This is a genomic window from Streptomyces sp. MUM 203J, assembly GCF_022414595.1.
GTDB lineage: Bacteria > Actinomycetota > Actinomycetes > Streptomycetales > Streptomycetaceae > Streptomyces.
Window position 1 is genome coordinate 12,905 of sequence record NZ_JADWYO010000073.1, and the last position, 16,804, is coordinate 29,708.

The following is a 16,804-nucleotide window of genomic DNA, read 5'->3' on the forward strand; positions in this document are numbered from 1 at the left end:
GCTCAGCCGGGCGGCTGCCGGCTGTCGCCGTTCACCGGTGACGTCACGGTCGCGGGCGTACCGCCGTTCGGGGACACGTCCCCGTTCTGAGGCGACTGCGGTGACGCCGGGGACCCCGGCGTCTGAGGAGACGGCGGTGACTCGGGAGACGCGGGTGAGGTCGGGGGCGAGGTCGGCGGGGAGGTGGGAGGCGAGGTCGGGGGCGAGGTCACGGGCGACGCGGAGGACTCGGAGTCGTGCGGCGACGGACTGCTGGGAGTCATCACCGGCGAGGCCGTACTGCGCTTGTCGCGGTCGGCCTCCGAGTCCCCCCGGTACCGTTCGACCGGCTCCCCGTCCGGCGTGACGATCACGAAGATGTTCACCACCGTCACCGCGGGCTTCACCACGACCACCTTTGTCGGCTGATAGCCGCGCCACTGCTCCCCGACCGTCCGGTACCCCTGCTTGAGTGCCTGCGGCGGCGTCAGCGGGTTCCCGCACGCGCACCGCACCCTGGGCGTGCCGCGCCCGTCGACCAGGACGGCCGTCCCCGTCTGGAGGACCGCCTGGTACGGGTAGGCCCGGCCGTCGCGGAAGCCGTGGTTGGTGACCCAGGTGTCGTGCCTCAGCTGGACGGGGGTCAGCCCCCGCAGATAGGCGGGGACCGCGGCGGGCGCGATGCCGAGCACCCCGGCGAACGCCTGCTGCTTGGCGCCGTCGGCACCGAGGAACTCGATCTGCTGCTCGACGTCGCAGCTCGCGACGTTCCTGGTCCCGCCGTAGAGGCCCGGTTCCGAGCCCGAGACCGGGCCGGACGGCTGCGCCGTCGCGGGGGCGACGTCCGCGTCGGAGTCGGCGGTGCTGTCGGTGAACGGGTCCTGGCCGCCGGTGTTCGGCTGCTGGAGGAACAGGTCGTTGGCCCCTCCGGCCGGGCTGACGGAGATGCCGGTGTCGCCCGCCTCTTCGTCGCCGCCCCCGTTCCCGCCGCCCGTCAGTGCCAGGGCGACCGCCACGGCGACGGCCGCCACGATCACCCCGGCCACCGAGGCGATCAGCGGCGTGGAACGCCACCACGGAGGGCGCCCGCCGCCCTCGCCTCCGGCGTCCCCGCCTCCGCCGCCCGGTCCGCCCCCGCCGCCTCCTCCGCCGGTGCCGCCCGGCGGCGGGGGCGGCGGCGGGGGCGTCGGTGTCGGGTGTGCCGGGGTCGTCGGCTGGTGCGGGGTCTCGGGGCGCCCCGAGGACGGGCGGCCCTGCCCGGAGCCGCCCGAGGGGCGGCCCGAAAGGGGGCCCGACGGGGGGCCCGTGGGGCGGCCGGAGCCGGGATCGGACGTCACGTTCAACCCTTCCTTCCGTTTTGCGCCATTGTGTGCCCCGTCCGGGTGCGGTCCGCAAGCCGATCACCACGCTCCGCGTCTAGCGTGGCTCCCGTGAGCAGCCGCGACGCCGCCGTACGGAAACCCGCCCAGGGCAGCCTGCCGCACGCCCTCCACGACTGGCGTGACGCGCTCGGCGCCGTTCTGGCCGGGCTGGCCGCGATGGTGGTGACCGCCGTCCTGGGGCTCTGGGCGGCGGGCGCGACGGACCTGCCCGGCGGGGCGTTCCCCCGGGTCGTGGCGGCCACCGTCGTCATGGCGGCGGGCGGCGACGTCGGCCTGACCGGCGAGGCCGGGGCACTCGCCGGGGCGGATGCCGAGGTGACCGCCATGCCGCTGTCCGTGAGCCTCGCCGGGGCCCTCGCCCTGGGGGCGGGGTTCCTGCGCCCGCTGCGGCACCGGGCCGTCGCCTCGGGCCGCGAACTCCTCGGCCGGATCGGCCGGACGGTGCTCCTGTGGCTGGCCGGGCTGGCCGGGGTCGCCGCGCTCGCCCGGCACACCTTCACCGACCTGGTCCCCGAGGAGGGCCCGGCCGGCACCGTCAGCGACCTCCTCGGCGACCTCTTCGGCGACGCCGCCTCGCCCACCGTCGGCTTCGGGGCCGAGTACGGCGCGACCCTCCTGTACGGGCTGCTGTGGGTGCTGGGCGTCCTCGCGATGGCGCTGCTCGTGTCCCGAAGGGCGCCGCTCCCGGCCCGGCTGGTGCGCTACCAGGAGCCGGTCAGACCCGCCGCCTTCGCCATGCTGTTCCTGCTCCTCGCGTACGTCGTGGTGGGCCTCGTGACCGGACTCGTGGTCGCGGCGGTCAAGGGGCACACGGCCGACACCTTCGCCGTCCTGCTGCTGGGCCTGCCGAACCTGGTGTGGATGGCGCTGGGCCTCGGCGTCTTCGGATCCTGGGAGGGCAGGGTGGACGGCCCGTTCGGGCTGCCCATGCCGCAGGTGCTCGACCAGGTGCTGCGCGGCGAGGAGGTCACCACCCTCGATGTGCGGTCCCTCGCGGAGTACGACGGCCGCGCCTGGTGGCTGGTGCCCGCGGCGGCGGTCCTGCTGCTGGCCGCCGCCTTCGTCATGGCGGTCCGGTCGCCCGCACGGACCCGGCTGTGGCAGCAGGCCCTGCACATGGGCGTCGCCTTCGCGCTCACCCTGCTCGTCATCGCACCCGTGACCCGGCTGCACGCCCGGTTCGGGCTGTCGCTGCTCGGCATCTTCGAGATCGAGGCGCTCGGCGGCGAGGTGCTGCTCAGCCCGCACCTGTGGAGGATGGTGGGCCTGGCCCTGCTGTGGGGGCTCGTGGCCGGGTTCCTCGGCGGCCTCCTCGCCTCGCGGGTACGCCGCCGGGGCGAGGTGCCGGACAGGCCCGAGGACCCTCAGTCCATGTCCCGGAAGACCGGCAGCGCCCAGTCCGGCGGTGACGGCGGCGGCTCGACGGGGCCATAGGACGGGCCCCGGGCCCGTACGCGCCGCCCGTTCCGCTCCCCGCCCCGCTCCGGGGCCTGCTCCGGTCCCGCCAGCGCCGCCGCCCGCAGCTCCGACACGAACCGCAGGCACGACTCGTACCGGTCCTCGGGCGCCTTCGCCAGCGCCCTGGACAGCACCGCGTCCACCCCGTCGGCCAGCCCCGGCCGCTCCCCGCTCAGCGGCGGCGGCGGGTCGTACTGGTGTGCCCACAGCAGTGCCATGTCGTCCTCGCGCCGGAAGGGCGGAGCGCCCGCCAGCATCTCGTACACCACACAGCCCAGGCTGTACACGTCACACCGGCCGTCCACCGGCCGCCCGGAGATCTGCTCGGGCGCCACATAGTCCAGCGTGCCGACGAACTGCCCGACGCTGGTGAAGCCGGTCAGGGACAGCGACTTCTTCGTCAGCCCGAAGTCCGTCAGGTACACATGCTCCGGATGGTCGGTGTCGGTGCCCCGCGCGACCAGGATGTTGCCCGGCTTCACGTCCCGGTGCACCAGGTCGTGGTCGTGCGCCGCGTCCAGCGCCGACGCCACCTGCACGGCGATCCGCACGGCCTTCGCCACGGGCAGCGGGCCCTCACGGTCCAGCAGCGCCCGCAGGTCCTGGCCGGGCACATACGTCATCGCGATGTACAGGACGCCCTCGTACTCCCCGGCCTCGAAGACCGGCACGATGTTCGGGTGGTCGATCGCGGCAGCCGCCCGCGACTCGTGGGCGAACCGCTTGCGGAAGGTGTCGTTACGGGCCAGCTCCGGCGCCAGCAGTTTCAGCGCCACGGTCCGCTCCAGCCGCAGATCCCGCGCCTTGTAGACCACGGCCATACCGCCGCGCCCGATCTCGCTCTCCACGCGGTACTCCGCGATCCGCTGCCCGACCACCCCCGACGGCGTGCCCGCCGGAAGGGATTCCGTGTGCGGCGCCCGCTGAACCATCACCGGTCACCCGCCCCGGCCGGACCGGGAGGCGGCTGGTCCGCAGGCCCGGCGATCCGCGTGGTTCCGGCGTCGGGCTCCGGGGCGGAGGGGGCGCCGACGACCCGCGTCGGCTCCTGGTCCGGCGCCGGGCCGCCCGCCGGTTCGGCATCCGCCTGCGCGTCCGTACCGGCCTCCTCCACCTCGGCCTCCTCCACCTCCTCCACCTCGGCCTCCGCGGACGGCTCTCCCGAGGCCGCGTACGTGGCCGGCCGGATCCCGTCGCAGTACACCCACCGCTCGTGTTCCGCGTCGAACAGCCACACCGACTCGCCCTCGACGACCACCCCGACCCTGAGTCCGCCCGTACGGCTCCGGAAGCCCTCCCGGTCGGTCCGGCCGCCGGCCAGGTCCTCGGCGGCCTGCCGGTAGCGCGCCACCGACTCCTCCACCCGGGTCAGCAGCCGGCGCGGATCCGCCGTCCGCGCCATGGCCCGCACGGCGGACGGCGGATGCGCCGGCACGGACACCAGCAGCCGCGCGTCCACCCACGCCGACCAGCCGTTGGAGCACAGCACCCGCCCCCAGTCGCCCGTCCGCTCCGTCAGCCGCACCGGGAGGAACGGGTCCAGCGGTACCGTCGGCGCCGAGGTCCCCGGGGTCTCCCAGGCGGACAGCCCCGCGCGCGGCACCACGTGCGTGGCCCGGAAGTCCGGGTCCACGATCTGGTCGTCGACTCCCCAGTCGGCCGGGTACACGGGATCGGCGGGCGTCGCCATGGGCTGCTCCTCTCCTCCTTCTCACGTGCTCGTACGCGCTACTTGCGCATGATCACCGGCTCGTGCCGCCGCAGCAGCCGCGCCACCGCCACCAGGAACAGCACCGACAGCCCCAGCAGTACCCCCATGTCGGTCAGCCAGGTCCCGGCGCTGTGCGCGAACAGCGGGTCGTCCGCCAGGTCCGACTGCACCATCGCGCCCAGGTCCACCGTCGACGCCATCGCGGCGAACGCCCACCGCGACGGCACCAGCCACGCCAGCTGCTCCAGCACCGGTGTGCCCGACACGGACAGCAGGGCCCCGCAGAACACCACCTGCACGATCGCGAGGAGCACCAGCAGCGGCATGGTGACCTCCTCCTTGCGCACCAGCGCCGACACCAGCAGCCCCAGCGTCATCGCCGTGAACGACAGCGCCGCCACCGCCAGTGTCAGCTCCAGGAGCGGAGGCATCAGCACCCCCCGCCCGCCGGGCGCGCCCAGTGGCACCCCCACCAGCGCGACCAGCGTCAGCACCACCGCCTGTACGACGGTGACCAGGCCCAGCACGCTCACCTTCGACATCAGATACGCCGACCGGGACAGGCCGACGGCTCTCTCCCTGCGGTAGATGGTGCGCTCCTTCACCAGCTCCCGCACCGCGTTCGCCGCCCCGGTCAGGACGCCGCCCACACACAGGATGAGCAGCACGTTCAGCGAGGACTTGGGGCCGAGCCGGCCCTCCGACAGAGCCCGTGCCATCGCGCCCATGACGAACGGCAGCGCCACCATGATCGCCAGGAAGGTGCGGTCCGCGCTCAGCGCCGCCGCGTACCGGCGCACCAGTGTCCACCACTGCGTGCCCCAGCTCTGGGCCTTCGGCGGCGGTGCCGGAGCGACGGCCGCCGCCTCGTCCGAGGGGGGTTCCGGGCGGTGCATGGCGGAGTCGACGTACCGGCGCCGGAACTCCGAGTCGCGGTAGCGGCCCGCCCAGTCACGGTCCCGGTCGTTCTCGAACGCCTCGAACGCCTCCGGCCACTGCGCGTACCCGAAGAAGCGCAGCGCCTCGTCCGGCGGCCCGTAGAAGGCGATCCGCCCGCCCGGCGCCAGGACCAGCAGCCGGTCGCACACGTCCAGGCTCAGCACGCTGTGCGTGACGACGATGACGGTGCGCCCCTCGTCCGCCAGCCCGCGCAGCATGTGCATCACCGAACGGTCCATGCCCGGGTCGAGACCGGACGTCGGTTCGTCGAGGAACAGCAGCGAGGGTTTCGTCAGCAGTTCGAGCGCCACGCTCACCCGCTTCCGCTGGCCGCCGGACAGACTGTGCACCGGCTGCCCGGCCCGCTGCTCCAGGCCCAGCTCCCGCAGCACCTCGTCCACCCGGGCCTCGCGCTCGGCCCGCCGGGTGTCCTGCGGGAAGCGCAGCTCGGCCGCGTACGCCAGCGCCCGCCGCACCGTCAACTGGAGGTGCAGGATGTCGTCCTGCGGGACCAGCCCGATGCGCTGGCGCAGCTCGGCGTACTCCCGGTACAGGTCCCGCCCGTCGTAGAGCACCGTGCCCCGGTCGGCGGGGCGCAGCCCCGTCAGCGCGTTGAGCAGTGTCGACTTGCCCGCGCCGCTCGGTCCGACGACGCCCAGCAGATGCCGCTCACCGACCGGGAACGACACCGCGTCGAGCAGCGTTCTGCGCCCCTCGTCGACCGTGACCGACAGGCCCTGCACGTCCAGCGAGACCTCGCCGGTGTCGGTGTACTCGACCAGCCGCCCGCCGACCAGGTTGTACGAGCAGTGCCCGATGCCGATGATGTCGTCGCCGGTCACCCGGGCGGCGTCGGTCCGGCGGCCGTTGAGGAAGGTTCCGTTGTGGCTGCCCAGGTCGTGGATCCAGTACGTGCCGTCCGGGCGCAGCCGTAGCTCCGCGTGCCGCCGGGACACCACCAGGTCGTCGATGACCACGTCGTTGTCCACGGCCCGCCCGATCCGCACGGTCCCGCCGGGCAGCGGCCGGACCGAGGTGGGCTGCCGGAACGTGCCGGTCGAGGCCGGCAGTGACACGGACGACGGGCGCGGCACCTCCGAGGCCGGGGGAGGGGGCGGCGGGGGAGCGGGGGCCGACAGCACCGCGCTCGGGCCGTCCTCCGGATGCCCGAAGCGCAGCACCGTACCGGGGCCGACGTCTCCGGCCGTGACGCGGCGGCCGTCCACGTAGGTCCCGTTGGTACTGCCCTCGTCGTGCACCCTCCACCGGCCGCCCTCCGGCCGGAGCACCGCGTGATGCCAGGAGACCCGCGTATCGGCCAGTGCGATGTCGCTCGCGGGATCACGTCCGAGCCGGTAGACGCGGCTCGGACGCATCACGGTGGACTCCCCGCCGACAGCGAGGATCAGCTCGGGCGCGTGGGGCACGACGGGCCGCTCTCCCATAGGGGGAATTTTACCGTTGCGTACGGATATGTGCCTGACCCCGGCTCGCCAGGAGCCTGCCTGCGCCCCACGCCTTCCCGGCCCGTTCCGGCAGGTGACCGGTTCCGGCCACGCCCGCGCCCGTCCGCCCCGCAGCCCCCCGCCGGGCCCGCAGCGGCAGCGTCCGCCCCCCGGCCGGCCGCTCGCCGGCCCGGAACGGCAGGATCATCAGCCGGGCCCGCGGCGCCGCCATCGGCTGCGCCGCGCACACGGTCACCCAGCCGGGACCCTGCTCGGCGTGGTGCACCGGCCGCTCGCCCTCCCTCGGGCGCAGATACGCCCCCGCCGACTCGTAGATCCGCGCGGCCACCGGATCGGCGAGCACGTCCCGCTCGATCCCGGCCAGCACCGGGTCGTGCGGGTCCGCCGCCAGCGCCGCCCGCAGCTGCGGCAGCACCAGCGGTGCCCAGGCGGTCTCCCAGCGGACCAGCATCGCCCGGCCCTCCGGGGCCACCGTCATCCAGTGCATCACGTTGTCGGGCACCCGCCGCCCCGCGAAGAGCGCGGCGAACGGCTCGTTGTACGCCAGCAGGTTCCACGACCGGTCGCTGACGTACGCCATGTGCGAGATGCCGTCCAGCACCTCCCGCCACACCCCGGGCACCACCTCGCCGGACCGGGTGTGCAGCGGATGCGGCGGATCCTGGCCCAGTGCGTACCGCCACAGCGCCATCCAGTCGTGCTCGTTCATGCCGAGCAGCCGGGCGACGTCCTCCAGCAGATCCACCGGCGGGTTCGGGTACCGCCCGGACTCCAGCCGCCCGTACGTGTCCGGGGCGCGGTGCAGCAGTTGATCGACCTGCGCCTGGGAGAGTCCCGGTGCGCGCCGCCCCTGCCGGGTCGGCCGGGACAGCCCGTGCGCCTCCGGGGCGATCAGCGCACGCCGCTCCCGGAGCAGAAAACGCAGAGCGACCTTGTCCATAGTCAGTGAGTTCCCGAGAAGCCGTGACGGTACGTGGGCGGGATCCGCCGGTTCCGCCGTGCGCGCTCCCTCGGCCGGCGGGCCCGCACGCCCGCACAGGTACGCTGGCGCGTCGGGCGCCGACGATCAAGCACCCGCCGGGTGCGTGCGTACGCACGGCGCACACACGCAGTCGCGAACAGGGGCATACAGGGGCGTTCATGACGGACAGAGAGCAGGCCGCGGAGCTGTCACCGGCCGCCCGGCGGCTCTACGCGCGCATCACCCGCGACGAGCCCGTCCGGCCCGAGGACACCGCGGCCCTGCGCGAACTGGTGTCCTGGCGTCTCGTCATCGTCGACCCCGACCGCCCGGAGCGGCCCATCGCCCTCGACCCGCAGGAGGCGGGCCGCCGCCGCGTCGACGACGGCCTGCGGGAGCTGGCCGCCCGGGCCGCCCGGATCGCCGCCGTCCCCGACCTCAGCGACGAGCTGAGCCTGCATTTCGAGCGCGCCAAGTGGCGCTCCGGCGCCGGCAGCGAGTTCCTGGCCGACGCCGAACAGGTCTCCGCCCGCCTCGGGGAGGCCCTGGACCGGGCCGAGACCGAGATCCTCACCGCCGACCCGGCGGGCCCCGGCGGACGCGCCCGCGACTCCGACGCCGACACCAGGGCCCGCGCAGCCCTGGCCCGGGGCGTCCGCCTGCGCGCCCTGTTCGGTGACAGCGCGCGGGACGACGCGTGCGCCCGGGACTGGGCGGCGGCCATGTCCGCGTCCGGAGTCCGGCTCCGAACCCTCGCCGCGCCCTTCCAGCGGTGCGTCGTCGTGGACCGCCGTCAGGCGTTCATCGCCGACCACGTCGTCGGCGCCAGCCCCTCCCAGACCGCCTGGCACATCATGGACCGGGCCGTCGTCGCCTACATCGCGGAGACGTTCGAACACGTCTGGCGCTGCGCCGACGTCTGGCACGGGGACCCGCGCCGGGCCGTACCGCCGGACGGCACCGGACTGACACCCCGCCAGCGCGAGATCCTCACCGACACAGCGGCGGGCGTCGACCAGCGCATCACCGCACGGCGTCTCAACATCGGCCTGCGCACCCTCACCAAGGAGCTGGGCGGGCTGCGGGCCCGCTGGGGTGCACCCACCCTCGCCGCCCTCGCCTACCAGTGGGCGCTGTCCCCGGAACGCACCCACACGGCCCCGGCGACCGGCGACGGCCCCGACGGCCGCTGACCGGCCCTCGCGAGCCCGGAGGCTTTTTCACCGAAGAACCTTCAGAAGAAAACCGGTCCGCCGCTGTTGCATCCTGGAGCAGGCCGGATGTCACGGCCCGTCGCGGGCCGACACCGTCCGCGACGCCGGTATTACGGGGGTCGTTATCCGCGCCTCATGCCAGAACCGGCAGTGCAGGGCACGGGCAGCGTGCCCTGCCGGGCATCGCGCGGATACCGCGAGGTCACTGCCAGGGCCCGTGGAACGCAAAGCCGATCCCTCGGTACGTCCCCCGTGATACGGCCCCCGGCCGACCGCCCCGTCAGCCGGCCACCGGCCACCGGTCATCCCGGCACGGTCCCGGTCCGCGTCCAGGCCAGCAGCTCGTCCGCCGACCAGGTGGTGACGACCCGTCCGGCCGGCACGCCGCACTCCTCGGCCCGCGCGCACCCCAGGATCTGCCAGTCCAACTGGCCCGGCGCGTGCGCGTCCGTGTCGATCGCGAACAGCACCCCGGCCTCCACCGCCCGGCGCAGCAGCCGACGCGGCGGGTCCAGCCGCTCCGGGCGGCTGTTGATCTCCACCGCCGTCCCGGCCTCCGCGCAGGCCGCGAAGACCCGGTCGGCGTCGAACTCCGACTCCGCCCGCCTCCCCCGCTCGCCGGCCACCAGCCGCCCCGTGCAGTGCCCCAGCACATCGACATGAGGGCTGCGCACCGCCCGCACCATCCGCCGGGTCATCGCCGCCGCGTCCATCCGCAGCTTCGAGTGCACCGACGCCACCACCACGTCCAGCCGCTCCAGCAGTTCCGGCTCCTGGTCCAGCGTCCCGTCGGGCAGGATGTCGACCTCGATGCCGGTCAGCATCCGGAACGGCGCCCACCGCTCGTTCAGCGCCGCCACCGCGTCCAACTGCTCCCGCAGCCGGTCCGCCGACAGGCCCCGGGCCACCGTCAGGCGCGGCGAGTGATCGGTGAGCGCCGCCCACGCGTGGCCCAGTGCCGCCGCCGTCCGGCCCATGTCCTCGACGGGGCTGCCGCCGTCCGACCAGTCCGAGTGCAGATGGCAGTCCCCGCGCAGCCGTGCCCGCAGCCGGGTCCCGGCACCCTCCGGCACCGCGCCCTCGGCGGCCGCCTCCTCCAGCCGCCGCAGATACTCCGGCACCTCCCCCGCCAGCGCCTCCCGCACCACCTGCGCGGTCTTCGGGCCCACACCCCGCACCCGCTCCAGCGTCCCGGAACGTACCCGCGCCGCTGTCTGCTCCGCCCCCAGACCGGCCACCGCCCCGGCGGCGGTGCGAAACGCCCGTACCCGGTACGACGGGGCCATCGCCCGCTCCAGCAGGAACGCGATCCGCTCCAGTGCCGCCACCGGGTCCATCACGCCACCGCCCACCGCTCAGGCCCGTGTCCTGGGGCCGATCTCGCACCACACGGCCTTGCCCTCGCCGCGCGGCTCCACCCCCCACCGCGCCGCCAGCGCGTCCAGCAGCAACAGCCCGCGCCCCGACGTCGCCGCCTCACCCGGCGTACGTCTCCGGGGCCACGCACTGGACCGGTCCTGCACCGCCAGCCGTACCCGCCGCACCGGCTCCGGGAGCACCTCCAGCGTCAGCACGGCCCCGCCCTCCGTGTGCAGCAGCACGTTCCCCAGCAGCTCCCCGGTCAGCAGCTCCGCGTCGTCCGCCCACTCCCGCATCCCCCAGTCGCGCAGCGCCCGCCGCACCACCGCCCGCGCCTCCGACAGGCCCTGCGGATCCGCCTGGTGGATGTACTGGTGGATCCGCGGCGCCCGGGGTGTCCCCGGGTCCGGGCTGCGCCGCAGCACCAGCAGCGCCACATCGTCGCCCGCGCCCCACCGCTCCCAGAACCGCCGCGACAGATGGTCGGCCAGCGCCTCCGCCCCCGGCGGCCCCGCGCCCACCGCGTCCGCCAGGGCCTCCATGCCCTGCCCGATGTCCGTGCCCGGCTCCTCCACCAGCCCGTCCGTGCACATCACCAGCGTCTCCCCGGGCACCAGGTCCAGCCGGGTCTCCGGATACTCCTCGTCCCCGAACACCGACGCGATGCCCAGCGGCAGCCCGCCCCGTACCTTCGGCACCCCGACCCGCCCGTCCGTGTGCCGGATCAGCGGCCCGAGATGCCCCGCCCGCACCGCCCGTACCGTGCCCGTGCCCAGGTCGACCTGGGCGTACGTACAGGTCGCGAACCGCTCCGTGTCGAGCTCCGCCAGAAACCGCGACGCCCGCGCCAGCACTGTCGAGGGAGCGTGCCCCTCCCCGGCGTACGCCCGCAGCGCGATCCGCAGCTGGCCCATGATCGCCGCCGCGTGCGTGTCGTGCCCCTGCACATCGCCCACCACGATCCCGACCCGGCCCCGGGGCAGCGGGATCACGTCGTACCAGTCGCCGCCGACCTGCCGCCCGCTCCACGCCGAGTGGTAGCGCACCGCGATCTCGCCGCCCTCGATCGCCGGGATCCGGCGCGGCAGCATCGTCGCCTGGAGGCCCGTCGCCAGCTCCCGCTCCTCGTCGAACAGGATCGCCCGCTGGAGCGACTGCGCCACGATCGCCGCCAGCCCCAGCGCCAGGTTCCGCTCGTCGGCGGTGAACGCGGTGGACCGCCGGTAGAACAGCACCATCCCGCCCAGCGTCCGCGCCTGCGCCACCAGCGGCAGGTACGCCGCCGCCCGGAACGGCAGCCGGTCCGCGAACGGGGCCAGCTCCGGATAGCCGCGGATCAACTGCTGGAACCCGCCGCTGAACAGCGGCCGCCCGCTCAGCACCGTCTCGTGCAGCGGCAGCCCCGGCTCCAGCCGCCGCACCCGCAGATCGTCCAGCACGTCCAGCGACTCGCCGCTCAGCGCGATGATGTTCAGCGAGCCGTTCTCGACCAGCCCCAGCGCCAGCCCGTCCGCCCCCAGCCGGGCCAGCCCGCCCGGGCCCGTCAGCGCCGCCGTCACATCGTCCACGGTCACCGCCCGGGACAGGGCATGCGTGGACCGCTCCACCATGTCGGTCTGCCGCCGACGCCGCTTCTCCAGCTCCATCATGAAGGCGGAGTGCGTCACCTCGGAGGTCACGTCGCGGACGATCCCCACGATCCGGTGCGCCCGGTCCTCCGAGTCGCGCAGGATGCGTGCCTGGACGTGCGTCCACTGCTCGCTTCCGTCGTCCAGGTCGATGCGGAAATGCGCCGCGTAGGAGGACCGGCCGCTGCGCAGCGCGTCCCGGATCACATCGTCGAGCCGGAACCGCTCCTGCTGGTCCAGCCGCCGCACCAGCGTGGCAGGCAGCCCGTCGAACGCGTCCGGCTCCTGCCCGAACACGAGCAGCCCGGCACTGTCCACGTCGATGCTCCCCGCGTCGAGGTCCCAGTCGAAACTGCCCGTGCGGTTCATGGCGAGCCGCTCCGTCGGGCCGATCTCCCCGCCATGCGGCTCCGGCCGCCCGTCGAGGGACCCGGTGTGTGCGCCGAGCCCCGGCCGCACGCCGAGCCCCCGCTGTCCCTCGTGCTCCCAGTTGTCCTTCATCGTCCTCATTGTCGAGCCCGCCGGGTACGAACGCCAAGGCATCGGCAGGTGTCCGCCGGGTCGTACCCTTACCCGGGGCAACCACGTCAAGGGGACGTCGAGGAAGCCCCCGGGTGGCCCACCACCCGGACCACGAAGAGCACCAGAGCGGTACGACGGACGACACGGGGGAGCAGCGGTGGCGGCGCGGGAGCGGGACATACCCAGCGAGTACCTGGAGGGCTACGCCGACCTCCTGGCGGAGGCCTCGGCCACCGGACGGCGCCTCAACCGGGACGAGCTGATCACCCGCCGCGCCCTCGGTGAGCGCGCCGCCGAGGACGGCCACGGGCTGCGCGCCCTGGTCGGCGCCCACCTGGCCGCCACCCGTGACGCCTGGCCCGGCGGCGCCGCCGCCGACAGTGTGCTCGCCGCCGTCCAGCAGGCCATCGACGCGTTCGCGGAGGGCTACGAGCAGGCCCAGCGGCTCGCCGTCCGCCAGGAGGAGGCCGCACGCCGCGAGTTCATCGACGACCTGTTGTACGGGCGCAGCGACCTCGGGCGCCTCTCCGAGCGGGCCGAGCGGTTCGGTCTGCGTCTCTCCCGCGCCCACGCCGTCGCCGTGGCGGACGCCCGCACCGAGTACGACGAGGCGGGCGCCGTCTCCCGGCGTGTCGAGCAGGCCCTGCTGAGCCGCTTCGGGGACCGGCGCATCCTGTTCACCACCAAGGACGGCCGCCTCGTGTGCGTCGCGCCCGGTGACCAGGACGACGTCATGACCTACTTCGCGAAACAGGCGTACGCCGCGACCGACGGCGGCAGGGTCGCCATCGGCCGCCCGCACTCGGGCCCGGGCGGCGTCGTCCACTCGTACGAGGAAGCCCTCAACGCCCTGGACCTGGCCGAGCGCATGAACCTCGACGAGCCGGTGCTGCGCGCCGCCGACCTCCTGGTCTTCCCCGTCCTCACCCGCGACCGGCAGGCCATGGCCGATCTGGTGCGCAGTGCCCTGGGCCCCCTGGAGCAGGCCCGGGGCGGCGCCACGCCGCTGCTGGACACGCTCACCGCGTACTTCGACTCCGGCTGCAACGCCGCCCAGGCGGCCCGCCGCCTGAGCCTGAGCGTCCGGGCCCTGACCTACCGTCTGGACCGCATCCACCGCCTCACCGGCTCCAACCCGTCGGATCCCATGCACCGCTACACCCTCCAGACGGCGGTCATCGGCGCTCGCCTCCTGGACTGGCCCAACCGCGAGGTATGACCGGCACGACCGCGACGAAGCCCCCGGATCCTCCGCCTCGCCCCGGGCCCGGCGCGGGAAGCGGGAACGGACCGACCGGCACCGGTTGCACGCCGCGCTCACCTTCCGCGGCGGCCACGCGGGCCCGGGACCGCCGGTCGCGGAACCAGACCCCCGGTCCTCGGGCAGCCGGCCCCGGTCCGCACCACTGCGGCCCGGAGCGCGTCCCCCTCATGCTGCGGAACCACTGGCCGCAGTACCCGGCGCCGTCCCCTCGCCCCGGGCCTCCGCCTCCGGCACGGCGCCGGGCAGCCGCCGTCCGGCTCAGGGGAGGGCGTCCGGCACGGGTGTCCGGCCGACGGCACGCCTCCCCGGCCTCCCGGCCCGTCGCCCCGAACGCCGAGCCGTCAGCCGAGGGTCGCCCATCGCCCTGATCCCGACGACGTCACCGACGACGGCCGCGGCACCCCCGTGGACACGCGACCCCGGACGCCGCAGCCGGCGGAAGGGCCACGGCAACGGACGTTGCCGCCGAAGTGGCCCCTGCATAGCCTGTGTTCGCCGCACCGAGTGAAAGGGTGGCCTCCATGGGACGCCTCGTTCCCGCTGTGACCCGGGCACTCGACATCCTGGAACTCTTCCTGGACGAACACGGGGACGGCACCCGATCCGCCCCCGAGGTCACCCGCGCGCTGCGGCTGCCCCGCACCACCGTCCACGAGCTGATGACGACCCTTGCCGCCCGCTCCTACCTCGTGCCCGTGCCGGAGCGTCCCGGCCGGTACCGGCTGGGCGTACGCGGCTACCAGCTCGGCAGCCGCTACGCCGAGCAGTCGGGCCTCGCAGCCGGGGCCCGCCACGTCGTCCGCGAGGTCGCGGACGGCTGCGGCGAGACCGTCCATGTCGCGGTCCTGGACGACCTCGACATCGTCTACCTCGCCAAGGCGGACCCCACGCCGGGCCCCGTCTGCACGGTCGCCGCGGTCGGCCGCAGGCTCCCCGCGCACTGCACCGCCGTCGGCAAGATGCTCCTCGCCTCGCTGTCCCAGGACGAGTTCGACACCCGCGTCGACGGACGCGAACTCACCGCCCTGACCCCCGCCAGCGTCACCGGCCACGACACGCTGCGTGCCCAGCTCGCCGCTGTGCGGGACACAGGCGTCGCCATCGAACACCACGAGGCCGACCCTGATGTGAGCTGCGTCGCCGCCCCCGTGAGGGACGGCACGGGCCAGGTCGTCGCCGCCCTGTCGATCGCCGTGCCGACGAGCCGCTGGACCGCCGAACACGGGAAGCGGCTGGCCGAGTCGGCCTCGCGGGGAGCCGACTGCCTGTCCGCCGCGCTGGGCCGTCGCGCCCCTTGCTGAGGTCACCCGCCATCCGGCGACGGCACAGGCCGCCGACTCGGGGCAGCCGCGCCGTGTGCCCGCCGAGCCGCTCACAGCCCTCACCGTCGAACAGCGCGTCGCCCGGAACGGCGGCGTCGCGGACACCGGGAACCGGTGCTCTCCGCCGCCCGGGACCTCACAGCGGTGGTACGGGAGCATGGCGGAGCCCTCGTCCGCACCTGGACCTGCGGCCTGAGCACACGGTCCCGGCCGGGCGGCACGTCTGCGCGGGCCGGTACCACCGTGCCGAGGGCGACCGGGGCGCCGGCAAGGGCCGCTTCACGTCTTCACGTCCGCGCCACCAGCGCGGACGGCCCCAGTGCGGCGGCGGGCGGCGGCTTCCCGCACGCGGATGCGTCCACGCCGGCCGGCGACGACAATGGCCAGTGCCGGACGAACAAGGAGGCGGCATGACCGAAGAGCCCGAAACGACCTCCCGGGTCCGGGGTGGCATCACCCCGGACTCCCTCCTCCACAGCGGCGCGGAGGGCGAATTCACCGCGGAAGACCTCGTCCTCGCCTCCGGGCGCGACGTGAACCCCAAGAACCTGGAGTGGGCCGAGCGCAGGATGGCCGAGAAGGGCAGGGCAGCACTGGACGAGCTTCTCCCCTGACGACGCGTGATCGGCTGACCGGGCACGGTCCGCCGACGGACGGGACCAGCCGGGCGGGCGTGATCGCCACGGTCTGGTCACCGCAACCGTTCCGAGCCGCGCCGCCCGCCCGCGGACGACACCCCGCGAGGCCCGCAGCGCGGCTCAGAGCCGCGCCACGCCCCGTGCGATCAGGGCGACGAGCGCGAACACCGCGACTGTGGTGACGACGAAGGCCACATCGGCCATCGCGAGCTCCTAAGAAGTCCTGGAGAGAATGCCTCCATGAGCAAACCCGTTCGAGGGGCGCGCGAGACCACCGTTGACGGCGTCCATACGCCTCGCAGCGCGGCGTTAACGCGTTCTTAACGGGGGTGCTCTCAGTCCTCGGGCCGTGACCCTCCCCGGCGGTGCCTGCGGGCCGCCAGCACAGCGACCACCCCGGCGCCTGCGACGGCGGCCGAGCCCGCGGCCGGCCCGCCCACCGGGGCACCGGCCCCTGTGGCGGCCAGCTCACCCGCGCCGCCGGTGGTGGAACCCGTACCGGCGAAGCCGCCGCCGGTCCGCGGCCGTGAACAACCGTGGGCCATGCCGGTGACGTAGTCGTGCCAGGAGTCCTTGCCCCCCAGGTCAGCTCGTAGCCCTTGAGAGGTGTGGCGGCTGCCGCGGCGGGCTGGGCCAGAGCTCCGGCCGTGCCGAGGGCGGTGGCGACGGCGGCGGCGAGCGTGAGCGGAAGGCGGGGCCGGCGGGGCGTGACGTGTGTGGTCATGACGGGGAGGTCTCCTCGGAGGGACGGACGGGTGGATGAGCGGAGGCGAAGGCAGGTGTCCGGTCAGGACTCGGCCACCGCGCCTTCGGTGGCGGCGTCGGCAGCCTGTGTACGGCTCCGGCGCCGGACGCACCGGGCCGCACAGCCGCCCCCGGCCGCGAGCAGCACGGTCCCGGCGGCCAGGCCCACGGCGGTGGGGCACCGGAGGCGTCGGCGGCCGCGGCCTGCGTACCCGGG

At 74.8% G+C, this 16,804-nt stretch carries 12 protein-coding genes; 5 read left to right on the forward strand and 7 right to left on the reverse strand.

Annotated elements, in window-relative coordinates; translation table 11 throughout:
* Positions 1 to 2 precede the first annotated feature (2 nt).
* Positions 3 to 1,316: a DUF6777 domain-containing protein gene (locus I3F58_RS25985; RefSeq protein WP_308355065.1), complete on the reverse strand. Its 1,314-nt coding sequence runs from the start codon at positions 1,314 to 1,316 to the stop codon at positions 3 to 5.
* 93 nt (positions 1,317 to 1,409) lie between these two features.
* On the opposite strand from I3F58_RS25985, the gene I3F58_RS25995 reads away from it, so the two are divergent.
* Positions 1,410 to 2,795 carry a streptophobe family protein gene (locus I3F58_RS25995; protein ID WP_240111133.1) on the forward strand — a complete coding sequence of 462 codons (1,386 nt, stop codon included), beginning with the start codon at positions 1,410 to 1,412 and terminating at the stop codon, positions 2,793 to 2,795.
* Here I3F58_RS25995 and I3F58_RS26000 read toward each other — a convergent pair.
* From I3F58_RS26000 to I3F58_RS26015, 4 genes are read right to left on the reverse strand one after another with little or no spacing between them, the layout of a single operon-like run.
* Positions 2,726 to 3,751, reverse strand: coding sequence for a serine/threonine-protein kinase (locus tag I3F58_RS26000; RefSeq protein WP_240111134.1), 1,026 nt, complete (start codon positions 3,749 to 3,751; stop codon positions 2,726 to 2,728). The two genes, I3F58_RS25995 and I3F58_RS26000, sit on opposite strands and share 70 nt — an antisense overlap.
* On the reverse strand, positions 3,751 to 4,509 hold the full coding sequence (locus I3F58_RS26005; protein WP_240111135.1) for a hypothetical protein: 759 nt from the start codon (positions 4,507 to 4,509) through the stop codon (positions 3,751 to 3,753). The genes I3F58_RS26000 and I3F58_RS26005 overlap by 1 nt, the downstream gene beginning before the upstream one ends.
* Before the next feature lie 38 nt (positions 4,510 to 4,547).
* Positions 4,548 to 6,914 carry an FHA domain-containing protein gene (locus I3F58_RS26010; RefSeq protein WP_240111136.1) on the reverse strand — a complete coding sequence of 789 codons (2,367 nt, stop codon included), beginning with the start codon at positions 6,912 to 6,914 and terminating at the stop codon, positions 4,548 to 4,550.
* 10 nt (positions 6,915 to 6,924) lie between these two features.
* The gene (locus I3F58_RS26015) at positions 6,925 to 7,875 is read right to left on the reverse strand and encodes a helix-turn-helix domain-containing protein (RefSeq protein ID WP_240111137.1); all 951 of its coding nucleotides are present in this window, start codon (positions 7,873 to 7,875) and stop codon (positions 6,925 to 6,927) included.
* Positions 7,876 to 8,075: 200 nt separating this feature from the next.
* Here I3F58_RS26015 and I3F58_RS26020 point away from each other — a divergent pair, with 200 nt between their 5' ends.
* Positions 8,076 to 9,089, forward strand: a complete 1,014-nt coding sequence (locus I3F58_RS26020) for a hypothetical protein (protein ID WP_240111138.1) — start codon at positions 8,076 to 8,078, stop codon at positions 9,087 to 9,089.
* Positions 9,090 to 9,412: 323 nt separating this feature from the next.
* On the opposite strand, the gene I3F58_RS26025 is transcribed toward I3F58_RS26020, so the two are convergent.
* Together I3F58_RS26025 and I3F58_RS26030 are read right to left on the reverse strand one after the other, a co-directional pair.
* Positions 9,413 to 10,447 (reverse strand): PHP domain-containing protein, encoded by a 1,035-nt coding sequence (locus I3F58_RS26025; protein ID WP_240111143.1) that lies wholly within the window; start codon positions 10,445 to 10,447, stop codon positions 9,413 to 9,415.
* An 18-nt stretch (positions 10,448 to 10,465) separates the two neighbouring features.
* Positions 10,466 to 12,466 (reverse strand): SpoIIE family protein phosphatase, encoded by a 2,001-nt coding sequence (locus I3F58_RS26030; RefSeq protein ID WP_240111144.1) that lies wholly within the window; start codon positions 12,464 to 12,466, stop codon positions 10,466 to 10,468.
* A gap of 310 nt (positions 12,467 to 12,776) precedes the next feature.
* Here I3F58_RS26030 and I3F58_RS26035 point away from each other — a divergent pair, with 310 nt between their 5' ends.
* The 3 genes from I3F58_RS26035 to I3F58_RS26045 all read left to right on the forward strand — a co-directional run bounded on the left by I3F58_RS26035 (position 12,777) and on the right by I3F58_RS26045 (position 15,819).
* Positions 12,777 to 13,838, forward strand: coding sequence for a helix-turn-helix domain-containing protein (locus tag I3F58_RS26035; RefSeq protein WP_240111139.1), 1,062 nt, complete (start codon positions 12,777 to 12,779; stop codon positions 13,836 to 13,838).
* A gap of 566 nt (positions 13,839 to 14,404) precedes the next feature.
* Positions 14,405 to 15,184, forward strand: a complete 780-nt coding sequence (locus I3F58_RS26040) for an IclR family transcriptional regulator (RefSeq protein ID WP_240111140.1) — start codon at positions 14,405 to 14,407, stop codon at positions 15,182 to 15,184.
* Between the two features lie 431 nt (positions 15,185 to 15,615).
* Positions 15,616 to 15,819, forward strand: coding sequence for a hypothetical protein (locus tag I3F58_RS26045; protein WP_240111141.1), 204 nt, complete (start codon positions 15,616 to 15,618; stop codon positions 15,817 to 15,819).
* Positions 15,820 to 16,804 lie beyond the last annotated feature (985 nt).